Raw genomic sequence first — 24,119 nt, 5'->3', positions numbered from 1 at the left:
AGGGAAATTAACATGATGAGTACCAACACCCGGCCCACGCTGTACGTGGTGGGCAATATCAACGTCGACGTGATCATGAGCACCCTGCAACAGTGGCCGCAAAAAGGCACCGAGGCAATGCTGGATCACAGCGAACTGCGCCCCGGCGGCTCGGCCGGCAACTGCGCGCTGGCGCTGGCGGCGCTGGAAACCCCTTATCGGCTGGTGGCCAATCAGGGCAATGACTACTTCAGCCCCTGGCTGGCGCAGCTGTTCCCGGAGAGCTCGTTATACTGGCCGACCTACAGTTGCGAAACCTCGCTGACCTTCGGCGTGACCCATCCCGACAACGAACGCACCTTTTTCAGCAACCAGGGTCATATTACTCGCCTGAGCCAGGACGACGTACTGCATCAGATCCCACTGTTCGCCGGTAATGGCGACACCATTTTGCTGTGCGGCACCTTCCTGTGCACCGCCTTGCTGACGGAATATCCGGCGTTGCTGCAAACCCTGCGTCAGCGCGGCTATCGCATTGCGGTTGATACCGGCTGGCCGCCACAGGACTGGAGCGATGCGCTGCGCGGGCAGATCGCCGACTGGCTGCCATTCTGCGACCTGCTGCTGTTGAATGAAGTGGAAACCTGCGGCATGGCGGGCCATCAGGATCTGTATACCGCTGCCCGCACCCTGAACCGGCAACAGCCGGCCGACGCGGCCTGCGTGGTGAAATGCGGCCCGGACGGCGCACGCATGTGGTGTGGCGAACGGCAGTTGCAGGCGGCAGCACATCCGATCAAGGTGGTGGATACCATAGGTGCGGGCGACAGTTTTAACGCCGGTTTTCTGACGGCCTGCCTGCACGGCCATTCGGCCGCAGTGGCGCTGCGCTGGGGCATTCGTGCCGCCAGCCATGCCATCAGCAGTTCGCCACGTCAATATCTTGACTGGAATACCCTGAAAACCTGCGCCGGAGAAATGGTCTGATGGCTAGTGTCGAACTGGTAAAAGTGGCCAAATACTACGGCAAACAGCGGGTGCTGAACCCGTTGGATTTAACTATCCCCGACGGCAGTTTTACCGTGCTGGTCGGCCCGTCCGGCTGCGGCAAGTCCACGCTGCTGCGCCTGCTGGCCGGGCTGGATACGCTGACCGAAGGCGCGATACTGCTGGATAAACAAAAGATCAACGATCTGGATCCGGCCGATCGCGATATTGCCATGGTGTTCCAGAGCTACGCGCTCTACCCGCACCTGACGGTGGCGGAAAATATGGCGTTTCATATGCAGGTGATGAAGGTTGCCAAAAGCGAGCAGCAAAGCAAAGTACTGCAGGCCGCGCGTATTCTGGCGATCGACCATCTTTTACAACGCTATCCGAAAGAGCTGTCCGGCGGCCAGCGCCAGCGGGTGGCGATGGGTCGTGCCATGGTGCGCAACCCGAAAGTGTTTTTATTCGATGAGCCGCTGTCCAACCTCGACGCCCAATTGCGGATGGAGCTGCGCGCCGAGATCAAATCGCTGCATCAGCAGTTCAAGACCACCACGGTGTACGTCACCCACGACCAGATTGAAGCGATGACGCTGGCCGACCAAATCGTGGTGATGAAAGACGGCAATATCGTGCAGCAGGGCAAGCCGCTGGAGATCTACGATGCGCCCGCCAACACCTTTGTGGCGCGTTTTATCGGTTCACCGCCAATGAATCTGTTGGAGGGTATCGTCACGCCTCGCGACGATCGGCCCGGCGTGACCTGCGGTGAACTGTGGTTGCCGCTGCCCGTCAAATGGCGATTGGCGACGCCCGGCAGCCCGGTGATCCTCGGGCTACGGCCGCACGATTTCCATTTGGTCGACGTCAGTGAACAACCGGCCGCCACTTTGCGCCTGATGGAGATCACCGGCGATGTCAGCCTGCTGCACCTGACCTGGGGCGGTTACCCCCTGCATGTGCAACTCAGCGGACGGGTTAATGCCGAGAGCGGTCAGCCGCTGTGGCTGGCGCCCAACACGGAGGCCATCCACCTGTTCGATGCCGCAACGGGGCAACGACTGAGTGAGAATTGAAGCCGGTAAACACCCCAGCGGGCGCCATCAGTGCGCCCGCTAATAATCACTCCCTTAACCTCTTTTTAACCTCTGTGTGATGCGCTATGCTCCAAAACTCTGCCAGCGTTAACATTTTTGAAACGGGGTTTCTGTCATGCCTGCATTCTGTTTGTGCTCCGCCCGGTGCGCTCTGTCATGAGCTTGCTTTCACGCGCCAGCGCGCTACCGCTGCTGGTGGCGGGCGCCTTCTTTATGGAAAACCTCGACGGTACGGTGATTGTTACCGCCATGCCGCAGATGGCGGCGGCCTTCGGCGTGCGGCCGGTGGACATGAACATTGGTATCTCGGCCTACATTCTGACGCTGACGGTGTTTATTCCCGCCAGCGGCTGGATCGCCAACCGCTTCGGCGCCCGCAATATCTTCGCCGCGGCGGTACTGATTTTTACTCTGGCATCGGTGCTGTGCGCCGCCAGCGTTAATCTGCCCACCTTCACCGCCGCCCGTATTTTGCAAGGCTTCGGTGGCGCACTGATGGTGCCGGTCGGCCGCCTGGTGGTGCTGCGCAACACCGCCAAGCCGGATCTGATCAAAGCCATCGCCACCATTACCTGGCCGGGGCTGGTGGCACCGATCCTCGGCCCGCCGGTCGGCGGTTTTATTACCACCTATGCCTCGTGGCACTGGATTTTTATTCTCAATGTGCCTTTGGGTATCGCCGCACTGTGGCTGGCCTGGCGGCTGATCCCACAGGAAGCACCGCAGAAAGGCGTACCCTTTGACGCCCTCGGCTTCGTGCTGACCGGTATCGCCTGCTTCGGTCTGATGTTCGGCCTGGACTTGATCAATCATCCGCAGCTGTCCTGGCTGGTGCCGGCGCTGTGCATTGCCGGCAGCCTGGCGTTAGGCACGCTGGCGGTTCGGCATGCCAAACGTACCGCACACCCGCTGATCAACCTGTGGGCGATGCGGATAAAAAGTTACGCCGTCACCATTTGGGGTGGCACGCTGTTTCGTATCGCCATTGGTGCCGTGCCCTTCCTGCTGCCATTGCTGTTTCAGATCGGGTTTGGTCTGAATGCTTTCGACGCCGGGCTGCTGGTGCTGGCGGTATTCGCCGGGAATCTGGTGATGAAGCCGTTTACCTCGGCGGTGCTTTACCGTTTTCGCTTTCGAACCACGCTGGTAGTGAACGGCTTGTTGAACGCCATTACCATTTTCGCCTGTGCACTGTTGACGCCACAGACCCCGATCTGGCTGACTCTGGCGCTGCTGTTCGTCAGCGGGCTGACGCGCTCCATGCAGTTTACCGCGCTCAATACGCTGGCCTTTTCCGAGGTGCCGCAGCCGCAGATGAACGGTGCCAACACCCTGTTCAATGTGTCGCAGCAAATGGGCAGCGGGCTGGGGATCGCCATTGGTGCGCTGGCGCTGCGGTTGGCGGAGATGCTGATGCCTCAATCGGGCGAACGCATCCCCTTGGTCGATTTCCAGTGGGCGTTTGTGGTCATCGGCGTGATTGCCCTGCTGGCGGTGATCGACTGCTTTACCCTGGACACCAACGCCGGCAGCGAGGTACGCCAAAGGAAACCCGCCACCGTTCCGGCAGCGCACTCACCTCAACGATTGCAGAAATAAGTCGCATCTGCCGCCAATCAACGTAATATCGATGATCCGCCCCGTTTCACCGGTGCGGATTTTTTGCCGTTTTGGCCTGAAAAGCGAGGTAATAATAATGATTCACAGTGACCTTTCTCAGTGCCGCGTTAACACCGACCGGTTGTTGATTGCCCCATTTACCGCAGCAGACGCCGACGATGTCTACCAGGCGATCACCCCTACCTTGACGCGCTATATGACCTTTGAGCCCGAGGAGTCGCCGGAGGCATTTGCTAACGTTTGGCAAACCTGGCTGCCGCTGATCCGCGAAGGCGAGGAAATGATTTACATCGCCCGGATGCGCGATACCAAACAGTTTGTCGGCATGGGTGGCGTGCACGATTTGTATAACACCACGCCAGAACTGGGCATCTGGGTGAAAGAAAACCTGCACGGCAAAGGCTATGGCCGTGAAATTGTTCACGCCATGGCGGTGTGGGCCAGTGAACGCTACCATCCGCGGCACTTTATCTACCCGGTAGCCGAACAGAACACCCCAAGCCGACGTATCGCCGAATCTCTGGGCGGCAAAGTAGCCGGCCGCCGCGAAAACACCAAATACGACTGTGTGGTGTATCACATCCCTCCGCAGCTATAAACATTCCCGCGGGCCTACCTGTCTGGCCCGCCTTGGCTTTCCCCCTAAATAATTGACCGAAAACCGCCCGTCTGGCAGCAGCGATGGCGGTTTTTCAACGTGGATGCCGATAACCACTGCCACTTGAAGTAGGTTTATGCTAATGCTAATAGCATCCAGGTTAAAAACAGTTGAGGAACAGCAACATGATCATTTTTGTTACGGGCGCCACATCCGGTTTTGGTGAGGCCATTACACGACGCTTTATCCGCGAAGGTCATCAGGTGATTGCCTCCGGCCGTCGTATGGAACGCCTGGAAGAATTGAAAGACGAATTGGGCGAGGCACTGCATATTGTCCGTCTCGACGTGCGTAATCGCGCGGCCATTCAACAGGTGATTGATGAACTGCCGACGGCACTGCGCCACATTGACGTACTGGTGAACAACGCCGGGCTGGCACTGGGCATGGAACCCGCCCACAAAGCCAACGCCGAAGACTGGGAAACCATGATCGACACCAACGCCAAAGGCCTGGTGAACATGACCCGCGCCCTGCTGCCGGACATGGTCGAACGCAACATTGGCCATGTGATCAACATCGGTTCGGTCGCGGCCAACTGGCCGTATGCTGGCGGCAACGTCTATGGTGCGACCAAGGCCTTCGTCAAGCAGTTCAGTCTGGGCCTGCGTGCCGATCTGCACGGCACTCGCATCCGGGTTACCGACATTGAGCCGGGTCTGGTGGGCGGTACTGAATTTTCTAACGTGCGCTTCAAGGGCGACGACGGCAAGGTGGATAAGGTCTACGACGGCGCTAACGCACTGACGCCAGAAGATATCGCCGAATCGGTGTTCTGGGTCGCGACCCTACCGGGCCACGTCAACATTAACTCGCTGGAAATCATGCCGGTCAGCCAGTCCTTTGCCGGGCTGAACATCCACCGCGAGTCTTGATCCTGTGCGGCAGGGGTTGCCCCTGCCGTCGTTTTTCAGGCCGCGCGCCAGCCGGAAACGATAATCAGCATGCCGGTTAACGCCACACCCGCCCCCAGCCAGTCCAGTGCCGATAACTTAACCCCGTCCACGACTCGCAGCCACAATAACGCCGTCGCCACATAGACCCCGCCATAGGCCGCATAAACTCGCCCGCTGGCTGCCGGATGCAGTGTTAACAGCCATACAAACAGCATCAGGCTGAACGCCGCAGGCAGTAATAGCCAGGCGCTGGCACTTTTCTTCAGCCACAGGTAGGGTAAGAAACAGCCGATGATTTCGGCCAGTGCGGTGGCGAAAAATAGCAAAGTGGTCTTTAACATGGGGGAAACTTTCTCTCTGTAAACTAAACGAGGCAGTGCTTGACTGGTGCAGTCCAAGGCCGTGATGGTATATTTATCAACACGCCTGCGGGCAAGTCAAAGCCAGTGTTGTCGTTATCAGGCAACACTAACTCATAAGGATGAAACGATGAAAACACTTTCGACTCAACGACTGCTGCGCGGGATGCTGCCGGTCGCCATGCTGATGCTGATGGGTGCCTGGCAGGCTCCGGCACTGGCCGCCAGCTGCACACAGGGCAGCACCTGCGTAACCGTCGATGGCAGCAACAGCGGCGCCATGAGTACCGAAGCGGCCCGCCAGAGCAAACAGCAGTTCAACGATACCAAATCCCTGCGCAATAAGGTTAATACCCGCGTAGAGAAAGAGTTCGACAAGGTAGACAAGGCCATTGACAGCGAAGATCGTTGCGACGACAGCCTGAACGTTAACGCTTACTGGGAGCCAAACACCCGCAAATGTCTGGATCGCCAGACCGGTCGTCAGATTAATCCTTAATCTTGTCGCAGCCCGCGGTGGCCGTTACCCTGCGCCGCCGTTGCTGCTATCCTGACAAAGGATGCTCATTTTCAAATAAGGACGAATTGATGAAAAAAGCGCTTATCTTGGGTGCACTGCTGATGGCCACTGCGCCACTGGCCGCCCTGGCCTCGTGCGAAAGCGTGCAGGCAGACATTTCGCAGAAAATTGTCAAAAACGGCGTGCCGGAATCTGGCTTCAAGCTGGATATCGTGCCTAACGATCAGGCCCAACAGGCCGGTGGGTTGGTGGTTGGCCACTGCGAAAACGACACGCAGAAGATTGTTTATACTCGCCTTGCCAACGGCGATGACAACGGTGACGCGGCTCAGACCGGCACCAGCCAGGATACGAAAACCTCGCAATAATTGTTGTTCAGGGCGCTCTGTGCGCCCTTTCCTTTTTTATGCCTGCTCCGCCTCTTCACCCTCACCCTGTGGCCGATGCCGCGCGGGGATCAGCATTGCTGCCGCCAACGCCAGCAATGACAACAGTGCAGAAACCAAAAATACCCAATGCAAAGAAGCGGCAACCTGCTGCGTCATCTCGGTCAGGATTTCTGGTGCCATTGCGCTACGCGCTGCCGGTTCCATCAGTTGCTGTACCGGATCGGCCGTTTGCGGCAAGCGAATTTGCAGATTGATGTTCAATGTCGCGCCCAAAATGGCGGTACCGATGGCCGAACCCATCATACGAGTAAATACCGTACAGGCGGTGGCAATGCCGCGGATGCTGTGGTGAGCGGCATTCTGTACCGAAACCAGAAACGTGGTGTTGCACAGCCCCATGCCCGCACCGACCATAAAGGCGGCTACCCGCCCCCACAATAAACCGCCGGTCGGCTGCAGCAGTAACAGAATCAGGCCACCGGCCAACAGTAGCAATGCCCCCAGCAGCGCCGTGGTGCGGTAAGAGGTCATCAGCATCAACCGACCGCTGAAGGTGCTGGCCAACGGCCAACCAATCGACATCAGCGCCAGTGTGGTACCGGCCTCCAGCGGCGTTCCGCCCATCACGCCCTGAATAAAGGTCGGCAGGAAGGCACTGATGCCCATCATCGCCGCACCAATCACCAGCCCACCAATATTGCCGGCCACAATCACCCGACTTTGCCACAGCGCCAGTGGGAACAGCGGCTCCGGTGCACGCCGTTCCTGGCGGACCAGCAACATCAGCGAGACGGCCGCCAACGCCAATAGCGGCACTACCCACCAACCGAGATTTTCTGCCTGCAGCAGCGACAACAGCAGCGCGGTAACAAACAGCGTCAGCCAGGCGGTACCCGCCAGATCCAGCGCGTGTTTACGCACTTGTCGGCTGGAGGGAAGATAACGCGCGAGGAAAAACATCGCCAGCAGCCCGATCGGCAAATTGACCCAGAACACCAGTGCCCAGGGCAAATGCTGAACGATAAACGCCCCCAGCAATGGCCCGATAATCGCCGACACGCCCCAGACGCTGGAAATATAGCCCATTACCTTTGGGCGCTCGGTAGGACTATAGATATCACCAATAATGGTGGTGGCTGTCGGCATAATCGCTCCGGCACCCAGCCCCTGCAGCAGCCGAAAACCAATCAGCCAGTACATATTGGGGGAGAAACCGCACAGTATCGATCCCAGCAAAAACAGCGACGCGCCAAAGAAAAATACCCGTTTGCGGCCCAGCAGATCCGCCAACCGGCCATAGATTGGAATGGTGATGGCCTGCGCCAACAGATAAACCGCGAACACCCAACCGAGCAGGGAAAAGCCGCCGAGATCGCCAATGATGGTTGGCATCGCCGTGGCGACAATGGTCGCCTCGATGGCGGACATAAACATCGCCAGCATGCAGGCAATCAGGATTAAGGGACGATGGGCGATCGGAGCAGGTGTGTCGTTATTTGTCATAGCGTTATTACAAACCATGGATTCTTATTTGCTTTAAATTATACCAGCCGAATTGAAGGTTGCCGTTACCGGTGTCTGGTTCCCTGTTTTGACTGGCGATAAACGCACCAATTGAACAGAAGGTGACAGCGTAACAAATAAACCACTCCATGGCTCGCCACGACGGACAAACCACGGGCCGGTCGGCGAATCTGGAAAGATTCTCTGGCCTTCGGTTGGGGTGACAAGCACAATGTTCAGCGACCCTTTCATTTTTCTCAAGATTTTACTGACGCATGAAACGATTGGTCCACCTGCACCATTATCGCGCCCTGCTGCGCCGCCTGTTTATCGCCATCTTTCTTGGTATTGCCGCTGCGTTGGTGGTTTGGCTGTTTCATCGTGCGATGCTCGGGCTGGAATGGTTACTGCTCGACCACGAAGATGGCAGCCTGGTGGCCGCAGCCGCGGCAATGCCGGGCTGGCGCAGAGCGTTAACCCCGGCGTTAGGCGGATTGGCGGCGGGTTTGCTGCTGTGGGTTTATCAGCGTTATCAGCACCAGCGGCAGGTTGCCCCAACCGACTACATGGAAGCGATAGAAACCGGTGATGGGCGACTGGACGTCAGCGCCAGCCTGGTGAAATGTCTGGCCTCGCTGCTGGTGGTCTCCAGCGGCAGCGCTATCGGGCGCGAAGGGGCAATGATCCTGCTGGCAGCGTTGGTAGGATCGGTCTTTGCCCAGCGCTTCACCCATGAGAAAGAGTGGAAGCTATGGGTGGCCTGCGGTGCCGCCGCCGGTATGGCCAGCGCCTACCATGCACCGCTGGCGGGTAGCCTGTTTATCGCCGAAATTCTATTTGGCACCCTGATGCTGGCCTCACTCGGCCCAGTGGTGATTGCTGCCGTCAGCGCCCTGCTGGTGACCAATTTACTTAACGGTGGTCAGGCGCCGCTGTATCTGGTGGAACCCCTGCCCGCGCCCTGGCCGGTGCAATATCTGCTGATGGCGCTACTCGGCGTTTTAGCTGGCGTCTGTGGGCCGTTATTCCTGTGGGCCATGTCCTCTTCCGGTCGCGCATTCCGCTCGCTACGGCTAAAACCGCCGCTGCAATTGGCGTTGGGTGGGCTGATTGTCGGGCTGCTTTCGCTGCTGTTTCCTGAGGTGTGGGGCAATGGCTACAGCGTGGTGCAGTCGCTGCTCAGTGCGCCCCCCGGCGTATTGCTGGTTGGCGCGATTCTGATCTGCAAGTTGCTGGCAGTACTCGCCAGTAGCGGTTCCGGGGCGCCCGGCGGTGTATTCACGCCAACGCTGTTTGTCGGGGCGGCACTGGGTTCGGTGGTTGGGCAACTCTGTGCCATCTGGCCGGAGCTGGGCAGTGCGGTACCGATTCTGATGGCGTTAACCGGCATGGCTACGCTGTTGGCGGCCACCACCCACGCGCCCATTATGGCTGCGCTGATGGTGTTCGAAATGACCGGTGAATATACCCTGCTGCCAGGCATTCTGCTGGCCTGTGTGATCGCCACCACCGTATCGCGCGGCTTGCGTTCGGTGTCGGTCTATCACAATGCCTAACGGTTTAGCAGCGGAGAAATATCCAGATAACGCGCCAGTTCACGCTGTTCAGCGCGTGGCAAATAAGGAATTTCACCCAGCAGTGGCGCGGGAATACGCTGCTGCAACGCATCGATAGTTTCAGCGTAGTGCGCCAGCCCCGGGTTGATGCGGTTAGCGACCCAGCCTAGCAAAGGTAAGCCATCATTAATGATCGCCTGCGCAGTTAACAGGGCGTGGCTGACACAACCCAGTTTGATCCCCACCACCAAAACCACCGGCAGTTGCTCCTGAATCACCCATTCGGCGTAAGGCCGCATATCGTTCATCAGCACGCGCCAGCCGCCGCTGCCCTCAACCACCACGGTATCGACCTTGGCGGACAAATGCTGCAGCCCACTGCTCATCACACCGTAGTCGATATCGTCGGTAGGTTGCGCGTGAAACACTTCTTCCAGACAGGTGATGGGATTAATTTCCTGATACGACAGCGGCAGGGTTGAGGATGCCTGTAAAACCAAAGCGTCTTTATTGCGAAGGCCTTCGCTGGTTTCCTGACAGCGTGCTGCAACAGGCTTGTAGCCGGCCACAGAACGGCCCTGCGCGGCCAGCGCCTGTAATAAAGCGCGGGAAACCACGGTTTTACCGACATCGGTATCCGTACCTGTAACAAATAAACGCGATAACATGAATGAATTGCCCCGAGATGCACCGTTAACCAAAATATCGCCGAAAATACGGCGAAAGAGACGAACGGGAAAAGTCTAGAGGATGCAAGGAGGACGGGGCTTGAGGTAGCTCAACCTTTTGTCGTTAAACGATAAGAATTGCTGATTGGTGCTAGCCCTGCAGCAACTGCACCAGCAGAGAGCCGTTGTATAACGCTTCTTTCACCAGTGCCGCGCCGGGCATGGTGCCTTTATTGAAGAACTGCGTGGACTCCACCTGGACCTTCTCGCTGTAGGCCGGTAGTGACTGCTGGCTAATACAGGAGGCAATGGCCGGATGCAGAATTTCTGCCGCCCGGTTCAGCGGGGAACCGACCAGGATTTTTTCCGGATTGAACAGATTGACCATTATCGCCAGGATACGGCCTACGCTGTGGCCCACTCCCAGAATAATGTCTTTAGCCAGTTGGTCGCCCGCCAGCGCCGCATCACACAGTGACTCAACCGTCAGTGGCGCACCGTGCAGACTGGAACTCATTGAGGTGCCGAGACGTTGCTGGGCGATTTCCAGAATATTTTCGATACTGGCGACGGTTTCCAGACAGCCGTGATTGCCGCAGTAACAGCGTTTACCGTAAGGATCAACCTGCGTATGACCAATCTCAACCACGCTGTGGCTACCAGCGTGCAACACCCTGCCACCGGTGATCACCCCGGCGCCGACGTTGTGGTCGATCACCACCTGGATCACGTTCTGGCTGCCGCGTGAAGCACCGTATAACGCTTCGGCCATGGTCCAGGCGCTGATGTCGTGCTGCAAATAAACCGGCAGCCCGGTGCGTGTTTCCAGCGCTGGTCCTAAAGGCATGTCTTCTACATCGTAAAACGGCATGCGGTGTACTACGCCGGAAATCGCGTCGACCATGCCCGGCAGCGTAATGGCGATCGCCGTTAACCGTTCCAGCTTGCTTTGATGACGGATAAAGAACTGGTCGACTTCAGCGAGAATGCGTTTTAACAGCGGATCGGGATGTTCGGCGGCCAGTGGCAACAACTCTTCTACCACCAGTTTGCTGCTGATATCGCGCAGCGCCAGCGTAATGGTGCCACGGCTGATGCGGGCGGAAAGGTAGTGCCAGGCTTCGGTGTCCAGTACCAGCCCAACCGCCGGACGACCGCGACTGCCGACTTCCTGAAATTCGGTTTCTTTAACCAGATGGGCTTCCAGCAGTTCGCGTACGATTTTGGTGATACTGGCGGGGGCGAGCTGAGCGCGTTTTGACAGTTCGATGCGCGAAATTGGGCCCAGTTGATCGATTAACCGATAAACTGCCCCTGCATTTGTTTGCTTGATTTGATCGATATGCCCAGGCTGCCCAACAGCAATCACAAACCTGCTCCTACTATTTTTCGCGCTTCTAAATAAAGACTATCGGCTATGGTGGGGCTTTTGTAATACAGCGTCAACTATTTGATTCGTTATGTGATTTGCTGCACAAATTCACCCCACTTTCACTGCGGATTGTGTTTTATTTACCCAGTTCAGCGTTCAGGGCAACAGTAATGCCATCAAGGATTTGGCCGCGGCGGTCAGGGGCCGTTGACGATGATGTACCAGCCAAACTTCAGTCATCGCCTCTGGTTCCGCCAGCGGTAAATATTGCACACCGTCGATTTTAACCCGGGCAAAAGACGCCGGCAGAATCGAGATACCCAGCCCGGAAGACACCAGGCCAATGATGGTCATCGCCTCGCCCACCTCCTGGGTGATATAGGGAGTGATCCCTGCTTTGGCCAGCAGCGACAAGATCTCGTCATGCAGCGCGGTGCCCACCTCGCGTGAGAAAAACACAAAGGGTTCTTCCGCCAGATGTTGGAAACGCAGCGTGCCCGGCGCCACATTGGTTAGCGGGTGTCCTTCCGGTACCACCGCCACCAACGGCTCGCACAGTAACAGTTGATGCTTTAAGGCGTCCGGCAAGCGGGTATTACGCATCACCCCCAGATCCAGACTGCCATTGAGTAAGGGTTCGATCTGCTGTTTGGTGTTCACTTCACGCATTTTGATATGCACCTGAGGGTGCTGTTGGCGAAAAGCACGCAAACTGCGCGACACCACGCTGATAAAGGGAGCCGAAGAGGTGAAGCCTATGGTCAACTCACCCACCTCACCGCGTTCCAGCCGCGCCGCTTTCTCCGCCGCGCGGCCGACCTGATCGAGCACCTGATAGGCCTCTTTCAGGAACATTTCCCCCGCCTGTGTCAGGCTGACATTGCGGTTGTTACGCGCCAGCAGGCGTGCGCCGACCATTTCCTCCAGCGCCTGGATCTGCTGACTGAGCGGCGGCTGGGAGATCCGCAGGCGTTCCGCGGCGCGGCCAAAATGCAGCTCTTCTGCCACGGCAATGAAATAACGCAGATGCCTCAATTCGATATTCATACTTTAAACGTCTTAATTTGAATTATTAATATATTAGACAAAAAACTGCCCTCTCCCTATGATTTTATTAACCAAAGATGTGCTTGTTTAAATCACGCCAAGTTCGGTAAGGAAAAACTGTGACAACCCCTGTGCGTTCTGCGGCCAATATGCCGTCGACGCTGGCCGCCAATAACGATGCGGCTGCTGCGCCAAAAACTCAACGTTCCACCCTGAATAAACTTCCCTACATCGAACGCGGAACGCCGCAGTTTATGCGCGTCACCCTGGCGTTGTTCTCTGCCGGGTTGGCCACTTTCGCCTTGTTGTATTGCGTGCAGCCGATCCTGCCGGTTTTGTCACAGGACTTCGGCATCTCTCCGGCGGAAAGTAGCCTGTCGCTGTCGGTATCCACCGGGCTATTGGCGATTGGCCTGATGTTTACCGGCCCACTGTCCGATGCCATCGGCCGCAAATCGGTGATGGTGGTAGCGTTGCTGCTGGCGGCAATCTGCACCCTGATTTGCGCCTTTATGACCAGTTGGCAAGGTATTTTGCTGATGCGCGCGCTGATAGGGCTCTCGCTGAGCGGCGTCGCCGCCGTCGGCATGACTTACCTGAGCGAAGAGATCCATCCCAGCTTTGTCGCCTTTTCGATGGGGCTGTATATCAGCGGTAATTCCATCGGCGGCATGAGCGGTCGTCTGGTGACTGGGGTACTTACCGACTTCTTCTCCTGGCGGGTTTCGCTGGCGGTGATCGGCCTGTTCGCGTTGGCCGCGGCCTGCATGTTTTGGCGCATCTTGCCCGAATCAAAGCATTTTCGCGCCAGTTCGTTGCGCCCGCGTACCCTGCTGATTAACTTCCGGCTGCATTGGCACGACAAAGGCTTACCGCTGCTGTTTGCCGAAGGTTTCCTGCTGATGGGCAGCTTTGTCACCATGTTCAACTATATTGGCTACCGCCTGCTGGCAGATCCTTATCACCTCAGCCAGGCGATAGTTGGCCTGCTGTCGGTGGTGTATCTGACCGGTTCTTACAGCTCACCGAAAGCCGGTGCCATGACCTCACGTTTTGGCCGCGGGCCGGTGCTGTTGGCGTCAACCCTGATTATGCTGATCGGGATCCTGATTACCGCACTGGCACCGGTAGCGGTTATTTTCATCGGTATGATGCTGTTTACCGCCGGTTTCTTTGCCGCCCATTCGGTTGCCAGCAGCTGGATTGGCCGGCGTGCGCGCCGGGCCAAGGGTCAGGCATCTTCGCTTTATCTGTTCTGCTACTACGTGGGCTCCAGCGTCGCCGGTACCCTCGGCGGCGTGTTCTGGCACAGTTTTGGCTGGAATGGCGTGGTGGCCTTTATCAGCGTGATGTTGTTGCTGGCCCTGTTGGTGGTGCATTACCTGAAGAAACTGCCGGAAGCGGCACGCGTTTAATCTCTGGCCCACCGCCGCCCCAATGGGTGCCTGCGGTGGCCTTAATCCCTCTGTCAGGCCTGGACCACTCGGTATCCCCACCCACACCGTTGCTAATGTTGCCCTTTCGTTTGTGGGTCTCTTATTGTATGTTGTAACTAAAATAGGAGCGAGTGATGGATAAATACGGTTTAATCAGCAGGATGAATGCTTGCTTTAGCGAGCTTGAACAGGCGCTGGCAAGCCTGCATCAGCAGATCCTGCCGCTGCGCTTGCTGGCTGGGCGGGTATTCAGCCTGCCCGAAATCGAGAAAGGTAAAGAGCACGATGCCGTAGCGCAGATTGCCGTCGAGCAACATCTGGGCCTGGCCGCGCGCGATCTGGCGCTGGAGCACTATCAGCGGCTGTTTATCCATCACAACAAGCACAACATCAGCAGTAAGGCGGCGGTACGCCTGCCCGGCGTGATTTGCCTGGCGGTGGAAGCAACGGAATACTCTGAGTTGCAGCAGCAAATTGCCCTGATTAACCGGCTGAAGGCCGAGCTGGAGCAGATTATCACCGTCGACTCTGGCCTGGCACCGGAGCAGCGTTTTGACTTCGTCCACACCCACCTGCATGGCCTGATCACCCTCAGCGCCTATCGTACCCTCACCGTTCTGACCAATCCGGATTCGGTGCGCTTCGGCTGGGCCAATAAGCACATCATCAAGAACGTGAAACGCGACGATATTCTGGCGCAATTGGAAAAGAGCCTGAAGGCCGGACGCGCGGTACCGCCCCATAATCGCGAACAATGGGCCGAACTGGTCAGCCGTGAGATCGACGACGTCAGCCGTCTGCCCCAGCAGGCGGTGCTAAAAATCAAACGACCGGTAAAAGTGCAACCCATCGCCCGGGTTTGGTATCAACCGCAGCAAAAGCAGGTACAACACCCCTGCCCGCTACCGCTGATTGCCCTGTGTCAGGTGGAAAACGGTGCCCTGGTGCCGAAGATTGGCGAATTGCTCAATTACGACGCCTCGGCGGTGAAACATAAATACAAACCAGACGCCAGGCCGCTGCGGCTGCTGGTCAAGCGGTTACATCTGTATACCGACGTCCCTACTCGCTGAGACTTTCATGGTAGGGGCGCTACATACTGCGCCTTCGTACATAATCAATGGGCTAAATCGGGTCGAACATGGGTTCGACCCCTACAGGTTTAGCTCTTGCGCAGGTTCGTCAGAAGCATAAGGCTTACTTCTTCATGCTGCCGACCATGTCTTCCGGGCGCACCCACAGGTCGAACTCTTCTTCGGTCAGGTAGCCCAACTTCAGCGCAGAGCCTTTCAGCGTCAGCCCTTCCTTGTGCGCTTTCTTGGCGATTTCTGCCGCTTTGTCATAACCGATGTGGGTATTCAGTGCAGTAACCAGCATCAAGGATTCATTCAGCAACTGGCTGATGCGGTCCCGATTAGGTTCGATACCCACCGCACAGTGCTCATTAAAGCCCTGCATGCCGTCGGCCAGCAGGCGGATAGATTGCAAATAGTTGTGGATCACCATCGGGCGGAATACGTTCAACTCAAAGTTGCCGGAAGCCCCGCCGATATTCACCGCCACGTCATTGCCCAGCACCTGCGCGCACAGCATGGTCATCGCTTCGCACTGGGTTGGGTTGACCTTGCCCGGCATGATCGAGCTGCCCGGTTCGTTTTCCGGGATCGAGATTTCACCGATGCCGCAACGCGGGCCGGAGGACAACCAGCGCACGTCGTTGGCAATTTTCATCAACGACGCCGCCAGCCCTTTCAGCGCGCCGTGGCCATGCACCAGCGCATCACAGGTCGCCAGCGCTTCAAATTTGTTGGGGGCGGTGACGAACGGCTGTTTCGTCAGGTCAGCCAGCGCCCTGGCAACGCGAACCGCGTATTCCGGATGAGTATTCAGCCCGGTGCCCACGGCAGTCCCGCCCAAGGCCAGTTCACAAATGTGCGGGATACTGGCCTCAATGTGCTGCAGGTTATGCGCCAGCATCGCCGCCCAGCCGGAAATCTCCTGGCCGAGGGTCAGCGGCGTTGCATCCTGCAAATGGGTGCGGCCAATTTTGACGATATCGCGGTAGGCTTCTGCTTTGTCGCTCAGGGTTTTATGCAGCACTTTCAGTTCGGGGATCAACTGCTCACGCACTGCAATTACCGCGGCTACGTGCATCGCGGTCGGGAACACATCGTTGGAGCTTTGGCTCTTGTTGACGTCGTCGTTCGGGTGCACCCGTCGCTCTTCCCCCCGCACGCCACCCAACAGCTCACTGGCGCGGTTGGCCAGCACTTCATTCATGTTCATGTTGGTCTGGGTGCCGGAGCCGGTTTGCCAAATCGACAACGGGAATTCATTGGTATGTTGATCCGCCAGCACTTCATCGGCAGCGCTGATGATGGCGTTGGCACGTTCGGCGGGCAGCAGGCCCAGATCCATATTCACGCTGGCCGCAGCGCGTTTGGTCAACGCCAGCGCATGGATCAGGGCGGTCGGCATCTTTTCGGAAGAGATGCGGAAGTGCTCCAGTGAACGCTGAGTTTGCGCCCCCCATAGCCGATCGGCCGGCACTTCAATCGGTCCCATAGAGTCTTTTTCAATACGAACGGCTGCCATCACGATCTCCTTAGTACAATTCCTAAAAATGTACGATTACGCCAACGCGCTCAAGCCCGCCGGCACACCCAACCAGTATAGTGACATAATAACTATTCGCATTAAGAGAGTTACTTCACAGCATTTTTTCAACATTGTCTGGATTATTGTACGGATATTGTTTTGGGGTCGGTTCTCTCAGCCCGGCAGGTAAATATCAGCAATAAAAAAGCGCCGTCTGGCGCTCCGATTATTTATTCTCAACCCGCAGATTAAGGGTGGTGTTGATTATAAGCGTTAATTCTTTGGTCCTGCAGATGATTGATTTCATCGTAGGCGTCCTGACGCTCGTTGTGGCGATACACCCCCGCACCGACGGCACCAGCAACGGCGGCAACAGGATGAGCTACCGGGGCGGCGGTAACCACCACCGGTGCCGGTGTAACCACCACGGGCTGAGCCACCACCACGACCGGGCGTGGCGCGACGATCACCGGTCTTGGAGCGACCACCACCGGCCGGGCAACGCCATAACCATAAGCATGGGTGACCACGACGGCCGAATGGGCTGCGGAAGTGCACAGCATCAGAACCAGTAGCAGTTTTTTCATCAGCGCCTCTAATTTAGCAAAATTTAATCAGTGAGTTTATTTGCCTGCACTGTATAGCGACGCTGCCCATTAAATTTAGCTAGTTGTGTGATTGCCAATACAAACCCAATAATTATGATGAGAGATATATTCTTCCGGTAATAATTCACTTCAAAAAACACAGTTTGAAATAGAAATTGAGGAAGCAGACTAAAATGCCAACGTCTGCATTTACGGCTAAAAATATATTTACCCGCAAAAAGGAACGGTGTTTTTTTATCCAACCCCACCGCTTTGCCAACCGACGTCCGAATTGTGACCGGGGTAGCTATCACGCTATACTTTGCCGGCCTTGCGGAACGCTACTTGTTTGATCGCGCCCCGTTTTTACGCCAAGGTTCGCGTGTAGGATAAGCCGCACAAGGTTTTATTCACTGTCAGATACTGACCGTCGCCTCGACGGGAATGCAAAGGATGTTTATCAAGATGCAAAAAATGACCAACGCAGTGCAAAATTATGCATGGGGCAGTCACGACGCGTTAACCCAGCTGTATGGCATTGCTAACCCGCAAGGGCAGCCGATGGCCGAACTGTGGATGGGCGCTCATCCGAAAAGCAGCTCCCGCGTGGCCGGTGCCGACGGCACTTTGCGCTCGTTGCGCGATGTCATTGATGAAGATCAGCCTAAACAATTGGGTGCCGAAGTTGCCAGTCGCTTTGGTGAGTTGCCGTTCCTGTTCAAAGTGCTGTGTGCCGACCAGCCGCTGTCCATTCAGGTGCATCCAAGTAAATCCGCCGCCGAAACAGGCTTCGCCAAAGAAAATGCCGCCGGTATTCCGCTGGACGCCGCCGAGCGCAATTATAAAGATCCGAATCACAAACCGGAGTTGGTGTTCGCCCTGACGCCTTTCCTGGCGATGAACGGCTTCCGCGAACTGTCCGACATTGTTTCCCTGCTGCAGCCGATTGCCGGTGCCCATCATGATATCGCCGCATTCCTGCAACAGCCGGATATCAGCCACCTGTCGTCCCTGTTTGCCAGCCTGCTGGCGATGAGCGGTGAACAGAAATCGCTGGCGCTTGGGGTACTGAAAGCCGCGCTGAATAATCAACAGGGCGAAACCTGGGACACTATCCGCTTTATCGCCGGTTTCTACCCAGAAGACAGCGGCCTGTTCTCACCGCTGCTGCTGAACGTGGTACAGCTCAAGCCGGGCGAAGCGATGTTCCTGTATGCCGAAACCCCACATGCCTACCTGAAAGGCGTGGCGCTGGAAGTGATGGCCAACTCGGACAACGTGCTGCGCGCCGGCCTGACGCCAAAATTCATCGATATTCCAGAATTGCTGGCCAACCTGCAGTTCCGTCCGCAACCGGCATCCGGCCTGCTGACCCAGCCGCAAAAACGCGGTGACGAGCTGTTCTTCCCAATCCCGGTCGAAGATTTCGCCTTCTCACTGCATGACCTTTCCGCTGCTCCCCAGGCGCTGGCGCAAAACAGCGCGGCCATCGTGTTCTGCGTTGACGGTGAAGCGGTGCTAACCAAACAGGATCAGCAACTGGTGCTCAAGCCGGGTGAATCCTGCTTTATCGGCGCGTTCGAATCGCCGGTTAACGTCAGTGGCAGCGGTCGAATCGCTCGTGTTTATAACCTGTTGTCGTAAACACTCGGTAAATTTCCGCAAATTGGTTGCTGAAAGAGTGGCTTACCTTCACAATTAAACGCCTACGGGCGTTTTTTTATTGGCCCCAATTTGCCCATCCATCTGTTCGAGACAGATGGCTTAATAAGGATGAACAGAACTATGAAAAAATCGTTAGTCGCTGTTAGCGTCATTGTGGTTCTTGGCGCAGCATGGACCGGGGCTTCCTGGTACACCGGCAAACTGATCGAACAACGGATGGGTGAAGTGGTTGATAACGCCAACAGCCAGCTGAAGGTCTATCTGCCAAAAGCCGGAGTTAAACTGAGTTATGAAAATTACCAGCGCGGTATTTTCAGCAGTAAAATTCGCTATGTGCTGCGCGCCGACGGCAGCGTTACCACCGACGAGGCTCCACTGAAAGCCGGTGATGAAGTGGCGTTTATGGAAACCATCGACCACGGTCCCTTCCCGTTTGCCCAGTTGAAAAAATTCAACCTGCTGCCAAGCATGGCGTCGTTGCATACCGAACTGGAAAACACCCCGGCGACCAAAGGCCTGTTTGATATCACCAAGGGCAAGTCACTGTTCACCGCCGAATCCCGTATTTCCTACAGTGGTGATACCTCATCTGCCATTGACGTGATCCCGCTGGAATACCAGAAAGACAAGTCAGCGCTGAAGTTCAGCGGTGCGACCATCAATGCCGATGTGTCACGCGATATGAAAGCCATCACCCTGGACGCCAGCAGCGACAGCGCAGTGATCAGCGGCCCGAACCAGTTTGGTCAAACCGAGCAGGTTCAGTTGCTGGGCGCTACGCTGAAGAGCCAGACCCATGCCGGTCAGTTCGATCTCAGCCTGGGTAACCAGAATATGGAACTGAAGCAGGTCAAGGTTGCCGTTGACGGTAAAGAGACCCTGACGCTGGACGGCTTCAAGCTGGCGAGCCAATTCGGTGAGAAAGACGCTAACCTGAACGGCCAAATCGATTACACCATGGACGCGCTGAAGATCCAGAACAGCGACTTCGGTTCCGGCAAGCTGTCGCTGAAAATCGACAAACTGGACGCCAAATCGCTGAAAGAGTTTGCTGACCGTTATAACCAGCAGGCAATGCAGATGCTGCAACAGGCGCAAACTATGGATCCTGTGGCCTACCAGCAGCAAACCACCGACATCCTGCTGCAGAACCTGCCGCTGCTGTTGAAGGGTAACCCTAGCATCAGCGTTGCGCCGCTGAGCTGGAAAAACAGCAAAGGTGAAAGTACCTTTACCCTGAATCTGGACCTGACCGATCCTGCGCAGGCCGGTTCCCCAGCCGAATCACCGGATCAACTGATTGCCCGTTCAGTGAAAAAACTGGACGCCAACCTGAGCATTCCGGTGGCGATGGCAACTGAAACCACCTCGCAAACGGCATTACTGCAGGGTTACAGCGCGGAAGAAGCACAGAAACTGGCCCAGCAGCAGGTGCAGGGTCTGGCCGCCATGGGGCAGATGTTCAAACTGACCACCTTGAAGGACGGGGTGATCGGCAGCAGCTTCCATTACGCTGACAATCAGGTTGATCTGAACGGCAACAAGATGTCGCTGCAAGAGTTCATCGGTACCTTCGGCCTGCTGGGTGCACCAGCAGCAGAAGGCGCACCGGCACAGGACGCCGTTCCTGCACCGGTACCAGCCCAGTAATTCTCAGCATCTCAAGCTTTGGGGGCCCGCTTGCTCGGGCCCCTGTTTTATTCATGGTTCCCGTACACCGCATCGCGGATCTGCTGCGGATAAAGTCCGCTCATACCTTCAAATGCCGTATTGGTCAGCGCCACCACGCTTAATGCCGCCTGCGGATCGTAAAACCAACTGTGTCCATACACGCCGCCCCACTGCAGGGTGCCATTATGCTGTGGCGTCATCGCCAGTTGTGCATCCACCAGCACCGCGCCGCCAAAACCAAAGCCCCAGCCCGGCCCCTGGGTTTCAGCTTCAGCACCGACATGCGGCTGACGCATCAGCGCCACGCTGGCCGGTTGTAAAATCCCCTCTCCCCCCCCGCGCAAAGTCTCGACCAGACGCAGCACGTCATCAGCATCGCCGACCATGCTGGCTCCGCCAGAAGCATAAGCCAGCGGATCAAGCGCACGTGATGGCGACAATTCAATGTCAAAACCAAAACCTTCCGGCAGCGTCAGGTGCATGCCGTCGTGAATCGGCTCCGGCCGGGCGGCGCTGTCGTGATAAGCCGTCGCCAGGTTGTCGGCATCCGCGGTGTAAAACCCGGTATTACTCAGCCCCAAGGGTTGCGCGACCCAGCGTTCGAACAACAGTGGCAACGGCTCGCCAGCCGCCTGCTCCAATACCGCCCCCAACACATCAATCGCCAGCGAATAATTGAATTCGCTGCCGGGTACCACCAACAGATCAGCCTGAGCCAACAGTCGCAAATTTTGCTCCAGCGTCAGTGGCGACAACGTCATACCGTCTTGAATGCCCAACCGCTGATACGGCCCGTCCGCGGGTTGATTAAAACGATAATCCAGCCCGGCGGTGTGGCTGAGCAAATGACGGATTTTAATCTCTGGCTGGCGGCCATCGGCCAGCACAGGCGTGAACCAGGGCAGCCAACGGCTGACGGTATCATCCAGCCCCAGCTTTTGTTGTTCGACCATGCGCATCGCCGCCAACGTGATGTAGGGCTTGGACACCGAAGACAACCGGAACTGGGTTTCACGTCGCATCGGCCGCTGTTGTTCTCGGTCGGCGTAGCCGCTGGCTTCGGCGTAAATCACCTTACCCTGCCGCGCCACCAGCACCACGCTGCCGACGATGCGTTGTTCGGCAATCGCCTGTCGGCTGACCGTCTGTACTCTTTCTGCTAATGACTGATTCGGTGTCGACATGATTTGATGCTCTCTTAGGGGGTATAAAATCAGTCTAAAGCGATTATTATAAAATTAAATACCCGGTTACTTAACGAATCATTAAGCAGAGATTACTGATAGATGAGCTCACTATTGCAATTACTGCCGTTTTTCGAAGCCGTCGCCCGCCTGGGCAGCTTTACCCAGGCAGCTAATCAGTTGGGTGTTACCCCTCCGGCGGTGTCGCAAAACATTCAGGCATTGGAAACCCGGCTTGGGGTACGGCTGTTCAACCGTACCAGCCGGTCGGTGCGGCTAAGCGATGAGGGGCGTCTTTTTTACCAACGGGTGGCGCCCGCCATGGGACAGATCGAGGTGGCCGCAGACGATGTTCGCACCCTGCACGGTCGCCCTTCCGGCCTGCTGCGCATTACCCTGCCGCAGTTGGCCGCCTCGCTGCTGGTGATGCCCTATCTGGCGGAGTTTCAGGCGCTCTACCCCGAGGTGCAGCTTGAGCTGTTTACCGACGACCACTTTTCCGATCTGGTGTTGGACAGTTTCGATGCCGGTATTCGCATGCGAGCCATGCTACAGAAAGACATGATTGCGGTGCCGATCGACCACGACCAGCGGCGGGTGATTATCGCCACTCCCGGCTATTTGGCGCAGCACGGCACGCCACTGACGCCGCAGGCGCTGAGCGACCACAACTGCCTGCGTTACCGTTTCCCCGGCAGCGGCAAGTTTGAGCCCTGGTATTTCAGGCAGGATGGCGGGCAGCTCACGCTGGAGGTGAGCGGCAGCCTGATATTTAACGAAGACCGGCTGATTAAAGACGCCGCTTTGATGGGATTGGGCATGACCCAACGTTTTGCCAACACGGTGCAACCTGAGCTAAGCAGCGGGCAACTGGTCGAATTACTGGCGGAGTACAGCGGTGATTTCCCCGGTTTTTTCATCTACTTTCCGGCCAGTCGGCATATGCCGCTCAAACTGCGGGTATTCATTGATTTTATGCGGGAAAAACGGTCGCAACAGAACCGCACTCAGGACGCCAGTATGGCGCCCTGAGCTTCAGCGTTAAGGTTTATCCAACGCCTGCACGATCCGGTAACTGGCCGCGACCCGGTCGTCATTCGGGAACCATTTATTGGCCAGCATCACCACGGCAATTTTTTGCGACGGAATAAATACCGCGTAGGTGGAGAACCCGCCGGTTGAGCCGGTTTTATTGAACCAGGCGGCCGTCTGCTGCTGTAGCGGCGGCGTGATGGTGGTGGCCGGCGTGCCATTCATGATCATTCCGGCGTTGTTGCCTTCCGTCAGCTTGGCCAATGCCACCGGATAAGCATAGCTTTCCCACATCAGATCCTGAGTAAAGACCCCCGCCTGGAAATAACCGGTATGGGTCGCGGCCAGTGCCTTGCGCCACTTATCCCCCACCTTGGCCACCTGCATGTTGGCTTCCAGGTAACGGATCAGATCCTGGGCATTGGACTTAATACCGTAGGCTTCTGCGTCCAGCGGGCCCGGAGTCACTCGCACCGGCTGGTCTTGCTTGTTGTAACCCTGGGCGTAATTTTCCATCTGCCCGGCCGGAACATTCACGTAGCTGTGGTTCATGCCCAGCCCTGGCAGCAACTGTGTTTCCATCGCCTGAGCAAAGGGTTGGTTCAGGCTTTTGGCGGTGATCATCCCCAGCATGCCGACACCTAGGTTGGAGTAAACCCGGTAGCTGCCTACCGCATGCGTTGGCTGCCACTGCCGGTAATAGGCCATCAGTTGCGCGTCGTTGGTCACCTGGTCCGGAACAAACAACGGCAGACCAGAGGTATGCGTGGCCAGGTTCAGCAGGCTGACGTGGTCAAAGGCGCTGCCGCGCAGTTCCGGCAGGTAATGGCTGGCCGGCTCGGCGAACGACAATTTGCCCTCATTCTGTGCATACGCAGCCAATGTGGCAGTGAAGGTTTTGCTCAATGAACCAATTTCAAACAAGGTCTGGTTGGTGATCGGCTTGCCGGTCTGTTTGGACGCCACACCATAGTGATAAAACTGCTGCTTGCCGTCCACCGACACGGCGATGGCCATGCCCGGTACGCCATATTTCTGCATCAGGGGTTGAATAATGGCGTCGATGTCGGCCTTATCGGCGGCATGGCCAGCCGGCAGGATCATTGCGGCCAGCAACGCGGCCGCCAAGCGATTTATTTTGGTCATGTGAAAGCTCTTGGGTTGCAGGGTATCGGCCGATGGTAAAAGATTTTATTGCCATTCGACACGAAGATATCCTTGGGTAACGGTGTTATTCCTTTTCTGACTGCGTTAATTCCGCAACAGCTGGGCTAAATATCGGGGTTTCGCCT

22 protein-coding genes are annotated in these 24,119 nt (G+C 56.9%); 13 read left to right on the top strand and 9 right to left on the bottom strand.

The genetic code is table 11. The features are described from left to right. Positions 1 to 12 precede the first annotated feature (12 nt). The 5 genes from BEI65_RS02020 (at position 13) to ydfG (ending at position 5,219) form a co-directional block, all read left to right on the top strand. Positions 13 to 966: a carbohydrate kinase family protein gene (locus tag BEI65_RS02020; RefSeq protein ID WP_099061892.1), complete on the top strand. Its 954-nt coding sequence runs from the start codon at positions 13 to 15 to the stop codon at positions 964 to 966. After that, the gene (locus BEI65_RS02015) at positions 966 to 2,045 is read left to right on the top strand and encodes an ABC transporter ATP-binding protein (protein WP_099061891.1); all 1,080 of its coding nucleotides are present in this window, start codon (positions 966 to 968) and stop codon (positions 2,043 to 2,045) included. The genes BEI65_RS02020 and BEI65_RS02015 overlap by 1 nt, the downstream gene beginning before the upstream one ends. A gap of 177 nt (positions 2,046 to 2,222) precedes the next feature. Next, complete coding sequence (locus BEI65_RS02010; RefSeq protein ID WP_099061890.1) at positions 2,223 to 3,665, top strand: MFS transporter; 1,443 nt, start codon at positions 2,223 to 2,225, stop codon at positions 3,663 to 3,665. Positions 3,666 to 3,762: 97 nt separating this feature from the next. Further along, positions 3,763 to 4,284, top strand: a complete 522-nt coding sequence (locus BEI65_RS02005; RefSeq protein ID WP_099061889.1) for a GNAT family N-acetyltransferase — start codon at positions 3,763 to 3,765, stop codon at positions 4,282 to 4,284. 185 nt (positions 4,285 to 4,469) lie between these two features. Beyond that, complete coding sequence (ydfG, locus tag BEI65_RS02000; RefSeq protein ID WP_099061888.1) at positions 4,470 to 5,219, top strand: bifunctional NADP-dependent 3-hydroxy acid dehydrogenase/3-hydroxypropionate dehydrogenase YdfG; 750 nt, start codon at positions 4,470 to 4,472, stop codon at positions 5,217 to 5,219. A 35-nt stretch (positions 5,220 to 5,254) separates the two neighbouring features. Here the strand turns inward: ydfG and BEI65_RS01995 are convergent, their stop codons facing one another. Next, complete coding sequence (locus BEI65_RS01995; RefSeq protein ID WP_099061887.1) at positions 5,255 to 5,581, bottom strand: YnfA family protein; 327 nt, start codon at positions 5,579 to 5,581, stop codon at positions 5,255 to 5,257. Positions 5,582 to 5,729: 148 nt separating this feature from the next. On the opposite strand from BEI65_RS01995, the gene BEI65_RS01990 reads away from it, so the two are divergent. Both BEI65_RS01990 and BEI65_RS01985 read left to right on the top strand, forming a co-directional pair. After that, on the top strand, positions 5,730 to 6,098 hold the full coding sequence (locus tag BEI65_RS01990) for a DUF1283 family protein (RefSeq protein WP_099061886.1): 369 nt from the start codon (positions 5,730 to 5,732) through the stop codon (positions 6,096 to 6,098). A gap of 89 nt (positions 6,099 to 6,187) precedes the next feature. Continuing rightward, positions 6,188 to 6,487, top strand: a complete 300-nt coding sequence (locus BEI65_RS01985) for a DUF1161 domain-containing protein (RefSeq protein ID WP_099061885.1) — start codon at positions 6,188 to 6,190, stop codon at positions 6,485 to 6,487. A gap of 36 nt (positions 6,488 to 6,523) precedes the next feature. Here BEI65_RS01985 and BEI65_RS01980 read toward each other — a convergent pair whose 3' ends face one another. After that, positions 6,524 to 8,011: an MDR family MFS transporter gene (locus tag BEI65_RS01980; RefSeq protein WP_099061884.1), complete on the bottom strand. Its 1,488-nt coding sequence runs from the start codon at positions 8,009 to 8,011 to the stop codon at positions 6,524 to 6,526. A 275-nt stretch (positions 8,012 to 8,286) separates the two neighbouring features. Here BEI65_RS01980 and clcB point away from each other — a divergent pair, with 275 nt between their 5' ends. Then, positions 8,287 to 9,567, top strand: coding sequence for a voltage-gated ClC-type chloride channel ClcB (gene clcB / locus BEI65_RS01975; protein WP_099061883.1), 1,281 nt, complete (start codon positions 8,287 to 8,289; stop codon positions 9,565 to 9,567). Here clcB and bioD read toward each other — a convergent pair. The 3 genes from bioD to BEI65_RS01960 all read right to left on the bottom strand — a co-directional run bounded on the left by bioD (position 9,564) and on the right by BEI65_RS01960 (position 12,654). Beyond that, positions 9,564 to 10,235 (bottom strand): dethiobiotin synthase, encoded by a 672-nt coding sequence (gene bioD, locus BEI65_RS01970; RefSeq protein WP_099061882.1) that lies wholly within the window; start codon positions 10,233 to 10,235, stop codon positions 9,564 to 9,566. The two genes, clcB and bioD, sit on opposite strands and share 4 nt — an antisense overlap. A 151-nt stretch (positions 10,236 to 10,386) precedes the next feature. Continuing rightward, positions 10,387 to 11,604, bottom strand: a complete 1,218-nt coding sequence (locus BEI65_RS01965) for an ROK family transcriptional regulator (protein WP_099061881.1) — start codon at positions 11,602 to 11,604, stop codon at positions 10,387 to 10,389. A 159-nt stretch (positions 11,605 to 11,763) separates the two neighbouring features. Then, entirely contained in the window at positions 11,764 to 12,654 is an 891-nt protein-coding gene (locus tag BEI65_RS01960) for a LysR family transcriptional regulator (protein WP_099061880.1), read from the bottom strand. Positions 12,655 to 12,803: 149 nt separating this feature from the next. Between BEI65_RS01960 and BEI65_RS01955 the strand changes: the two genes are divergently transcribed. Beyond that, positions 12,804 to 14,069 carry an MFS transporter gene (locus tag BEI65_RS01955; RefSeq protein WP_198404392.1) on the top strand — a complete coding sequence of 422 codons (1,266 nt, stop codon included), beginning with the start codon at positions 12,804 to 12,806 and terminating at the stop codon, positions 14,067 to 14,069. Positions 14,070 to 14,224: 155 nt separating this feature from the next. Continuing rightward, positions 14,225 to 15,163 (top strand): DNA replication terminus site-binding protein, encoded by a 939-nt coding sequence (tus, locus tag BEI65_RS01950; protein ID WP_099061878.1) that lies wholly within the window; start codon positions 14,225 to 14,227, stop codon positions 15,161 to 15,163. Positions 15,164 to 15,287: 124 nt separating this feature from the next. On the opposite strand, the gene fumC is transcribed toward tus, so the two are convergent. Both fumC and BEI65_RS01940 read right to left on the bottom strand, forming a co-directional pair. Further along, entirely contained in the window at positions 15,288 to 16,685 is a 1,398-nt protein-coding gene (gene fumC / locus BEI65_RS01945) for a class II fumarate hydratase (protein ID WP_099061877.1), read from the bottom strand. Between the two features lie 251 nt (positions 16,686 to 16,936). Further along, on the bottom strand, positions 16,937 to 17,275 hold the full coding sequence (locus BEI65_RS01940; protein ID WP_099061876.1) for a hypothetical protein: 339 nt from the start codon (positions 17,273 to 17,275) through the stop codon (positions 16,937 to 16,939). Between the two features lie 465 nt (positions 17,276 to 17,740). On the opposite strand from BEI65_RS01940, the gene manA reads away from it, so the two are divergent. Both manA and BEI65_RS01930 read left to right on the top strand, forming a co-directional pair. Continuing rightward, complete coding sequence (gene manA / locus BEI65_RS01935; protein ID WP_099062079.1) at positions 17,741 to 18,919, top strand: mannose-6-phosphate isomerase; 1,179 nt, start codon at positions 17,741 to 17,743, stop codon at positions 18,917 to 18,919. 141 nt (positions 18,920 to 19,060) lie between these two features. Then, positions 19,061 to 20,590, top strand: coding sequence for a YdgA family protein (locus tag BEI65_RS01930; protein ID WP_099061875.1), 1,530 nt, complete (start codon positions 19,061 to 19,063; stop codon positions 20,588 to 20,590). A 47-nt stretch (positions 20,591 to 20,637) separates the two neighbouring features. Here BEI65_RS01930 and BEI65_RS01925 read toward each other — a convergent pair whose 3' ends face one another. Then, positions 20,638 to 21,795 carry a serine hydrolase gene (locus BEI65_RS01925; RefSeq protein ID WP_099061874.1) on the bottom strand — a complete coding sequence of 386 codons (1,158 nt, stop codon included), beginning with the start codon at positions 21,793 to 21,795 and terminating at the stop codon, positions 20,638 to 20,640. A gap of 102 nt (positions 21,796 to 21,897) precedes the next feature. Here BEI65_RS01925 and BEI65_RS01920 point away from each other — a divergent pair, with 102 nt between their 5' ends. Next, positions 21,898 to 22,827 (top strand): LysR family transcriptional regulator, encoded by a 930-nt coding sequence (locus BEI65_RS01920; RefSeq protein WP_099061873.1) that lies wholly within the window; start codon positions 21,898 to 21,900, stop codon positions 22,825 to 22,827. A gap of 9 nt (positions 22,828 to 22,836) precedes the next feature. On the opposite strand, the gene ampC is transcribed toward BEI65_RS01920, so the two are convergent. Further along, the gene (ampC, locus tag BEI65_RS01915; protein ID WP_099061872.1) at positions 22,837 to 23,973 is read right to left on the bottom strand and encodes a class C beta-lactamase; all 1,137 of its coding nucleotides are present in this window, start codon (positions 23,971 to 23,973) and stop codon (positions 22,837 to 22,839) included. Between the last annotated feature and the right edge of the window lie 146 nt (positions 23,974 to 24,119).

It is taken from the genome of Serratia sp. BW106 (assembly GCF_002607755.1).
GTDB classification, from domain to species: domain Bacteria; phylum Pseudomonadota; class Gammaproteobacteria; order Enterobacterales; family Enterobacteriaceae; genus Serratia; species Serratia proteamaculans.
This window is presented reverse-complemented; position numbering and strand designations above follow the sequence as displayed.

Bases quoted from the DNA above. Each gene is read 5' to 3' on its own strand.
- ampC (WP_099061872.1), bottom strand. From the start codon at position 23,973: ATGACCAAAATAAATCGCTTGGCGGCCGCGTTGCTGGCCGCAATGATC.
- BEI65_RS01925 (WP_099061874.1), bottom strand. From the start codon at position 21,795: ATGTCGACACCGAATCAGTCATTAGCAGAAAGAGTACAGACGGTCAGC.
- BEI65_RS02020 (WP_099061892.1), top strand. From the start codon at position 13: ATGATGAGTACCAACACCCGGCCCACGCTGTACGTGGTGGGCAATATC.
- BEI65_RS01940 (WP_099061876.1), bottom strand. From the start codon at position 17,275: ATGAAAAAACTGCTACTGGTTCTGATGCTGTGCACTTCCGCAGCCCAT.
- BEI65_RS02010 (WP_099061890.1), top strand. From the start codon at position 2,223: ATGAGCTTGCTTTCACGCGCCAGCGCGCTACCGCTGCTGGTGGCGGGC.
- BEI65_RS01930 (WP_099061875.1), top strand. From the start codon at position 19,061: ATGAAAAAATCGTTAGTCGCTGTTAGCGTCATTGTGGTTCTTGGCGCA.
- bioD (WP_099061882.1), bottom strand. From the start codon at position 10,235: ATGTTATCGCGTTTATTTGTTACAGGTACGGATACCGATGTCGGTAAA.
- manA (WP_099062079.1), top strand. From the start codon at position 17,741: ATGCAAAAAATGACCAACGCAGTGCAAAATTATGCATGGGGCAGTCAC.
- BEI65_RS02005 (WP_099061889.1), top strand. From the start codon at position 3,763: ATGATTCACAGTGACCTTTCTCAGTGCCGCGTTAACACCGACCGGTTG.
- BEI65_RS02015 (WP_099061891.1), top strand. From the start codon at position 966: ATGGCTAGTGTCGAACTGGTAAAAGTGGCCAAATACTACGGCAAACAG.
- fumC (WP_099061877.1), bottom strand. From the start codon at position 16,685: ATGGCAGCCGTTCGTATTGAAAAAGACTCTATGGGACCGATTGAAGTG.
- BEI65_RS01990 (WP_099061886.1), top strand. From the start codon at position 5,730: ATGAAAACACTTTCGACTCAACGACTGCTGCGCGGGATGCTGCCGGTC.
- clcB (WP_099061883.1), top strand. From the start codon at position 8,287: ATGAAACGATTGGTCCACCTGCACCATTATCGCGCCCTGCTGCGCCGC.
- BEI65_RS01985 (WP_099061885.1), top strand. From the start codon at position 6,188: ATGAAAAAAGCGCTTATCTTGGGTGCACTGCTGATGGCCACTGCGCCA.
- BEI65_RS01955 (WP_198404392.1), top strand. From the start codon at position 12,804: ATGCCGTCGACGCTGGCCGCCAATAACGATGCGGCTGCTGCGCCAAAA.
- ydfG (WP_099061888.1), top strand. From the start codon at position 4,470: ATGATCATTTTTGTTACGGGCGCCACATCCGGTTTTGGTGAGGCCATT.
- BEI65_RS01980 (WP_099061884.1), bottom strand. From the start codon at position 8,011: ATGACAAATAACGACACACCTGCTCCGATCGCCCATCGTCCCTTAATC.
- BEI65_RS01960 (WP_099061880.1), bottom strand. From the start codon at position 12,654: ATGAATATCGAATTGAGGCATCTGCGTTATTTCATTGCCGTGGCAGAA.
- tus (WP_099061878.1), top strand. From the start codon at position 14,225: ATGGATAAATACGGTTTAATCAGCAGGATGAATGCTTGCTTTAGCGAG.
- BEI65_RS01920 (WP_099061873.1), top strand. From the start codon at position 21,898: ATGAGCTCACTATTGCAATTACTGCCGTTTTTCGAAGCCGTCGCCCGC.
- BEI65_RS01995 (WP_099061887.1), bottom strand. From the start codon at position 5,581: ATGTTAAAGACCACTTTGCTATTTTTCGCCACCGCACTGGCCGAAATC.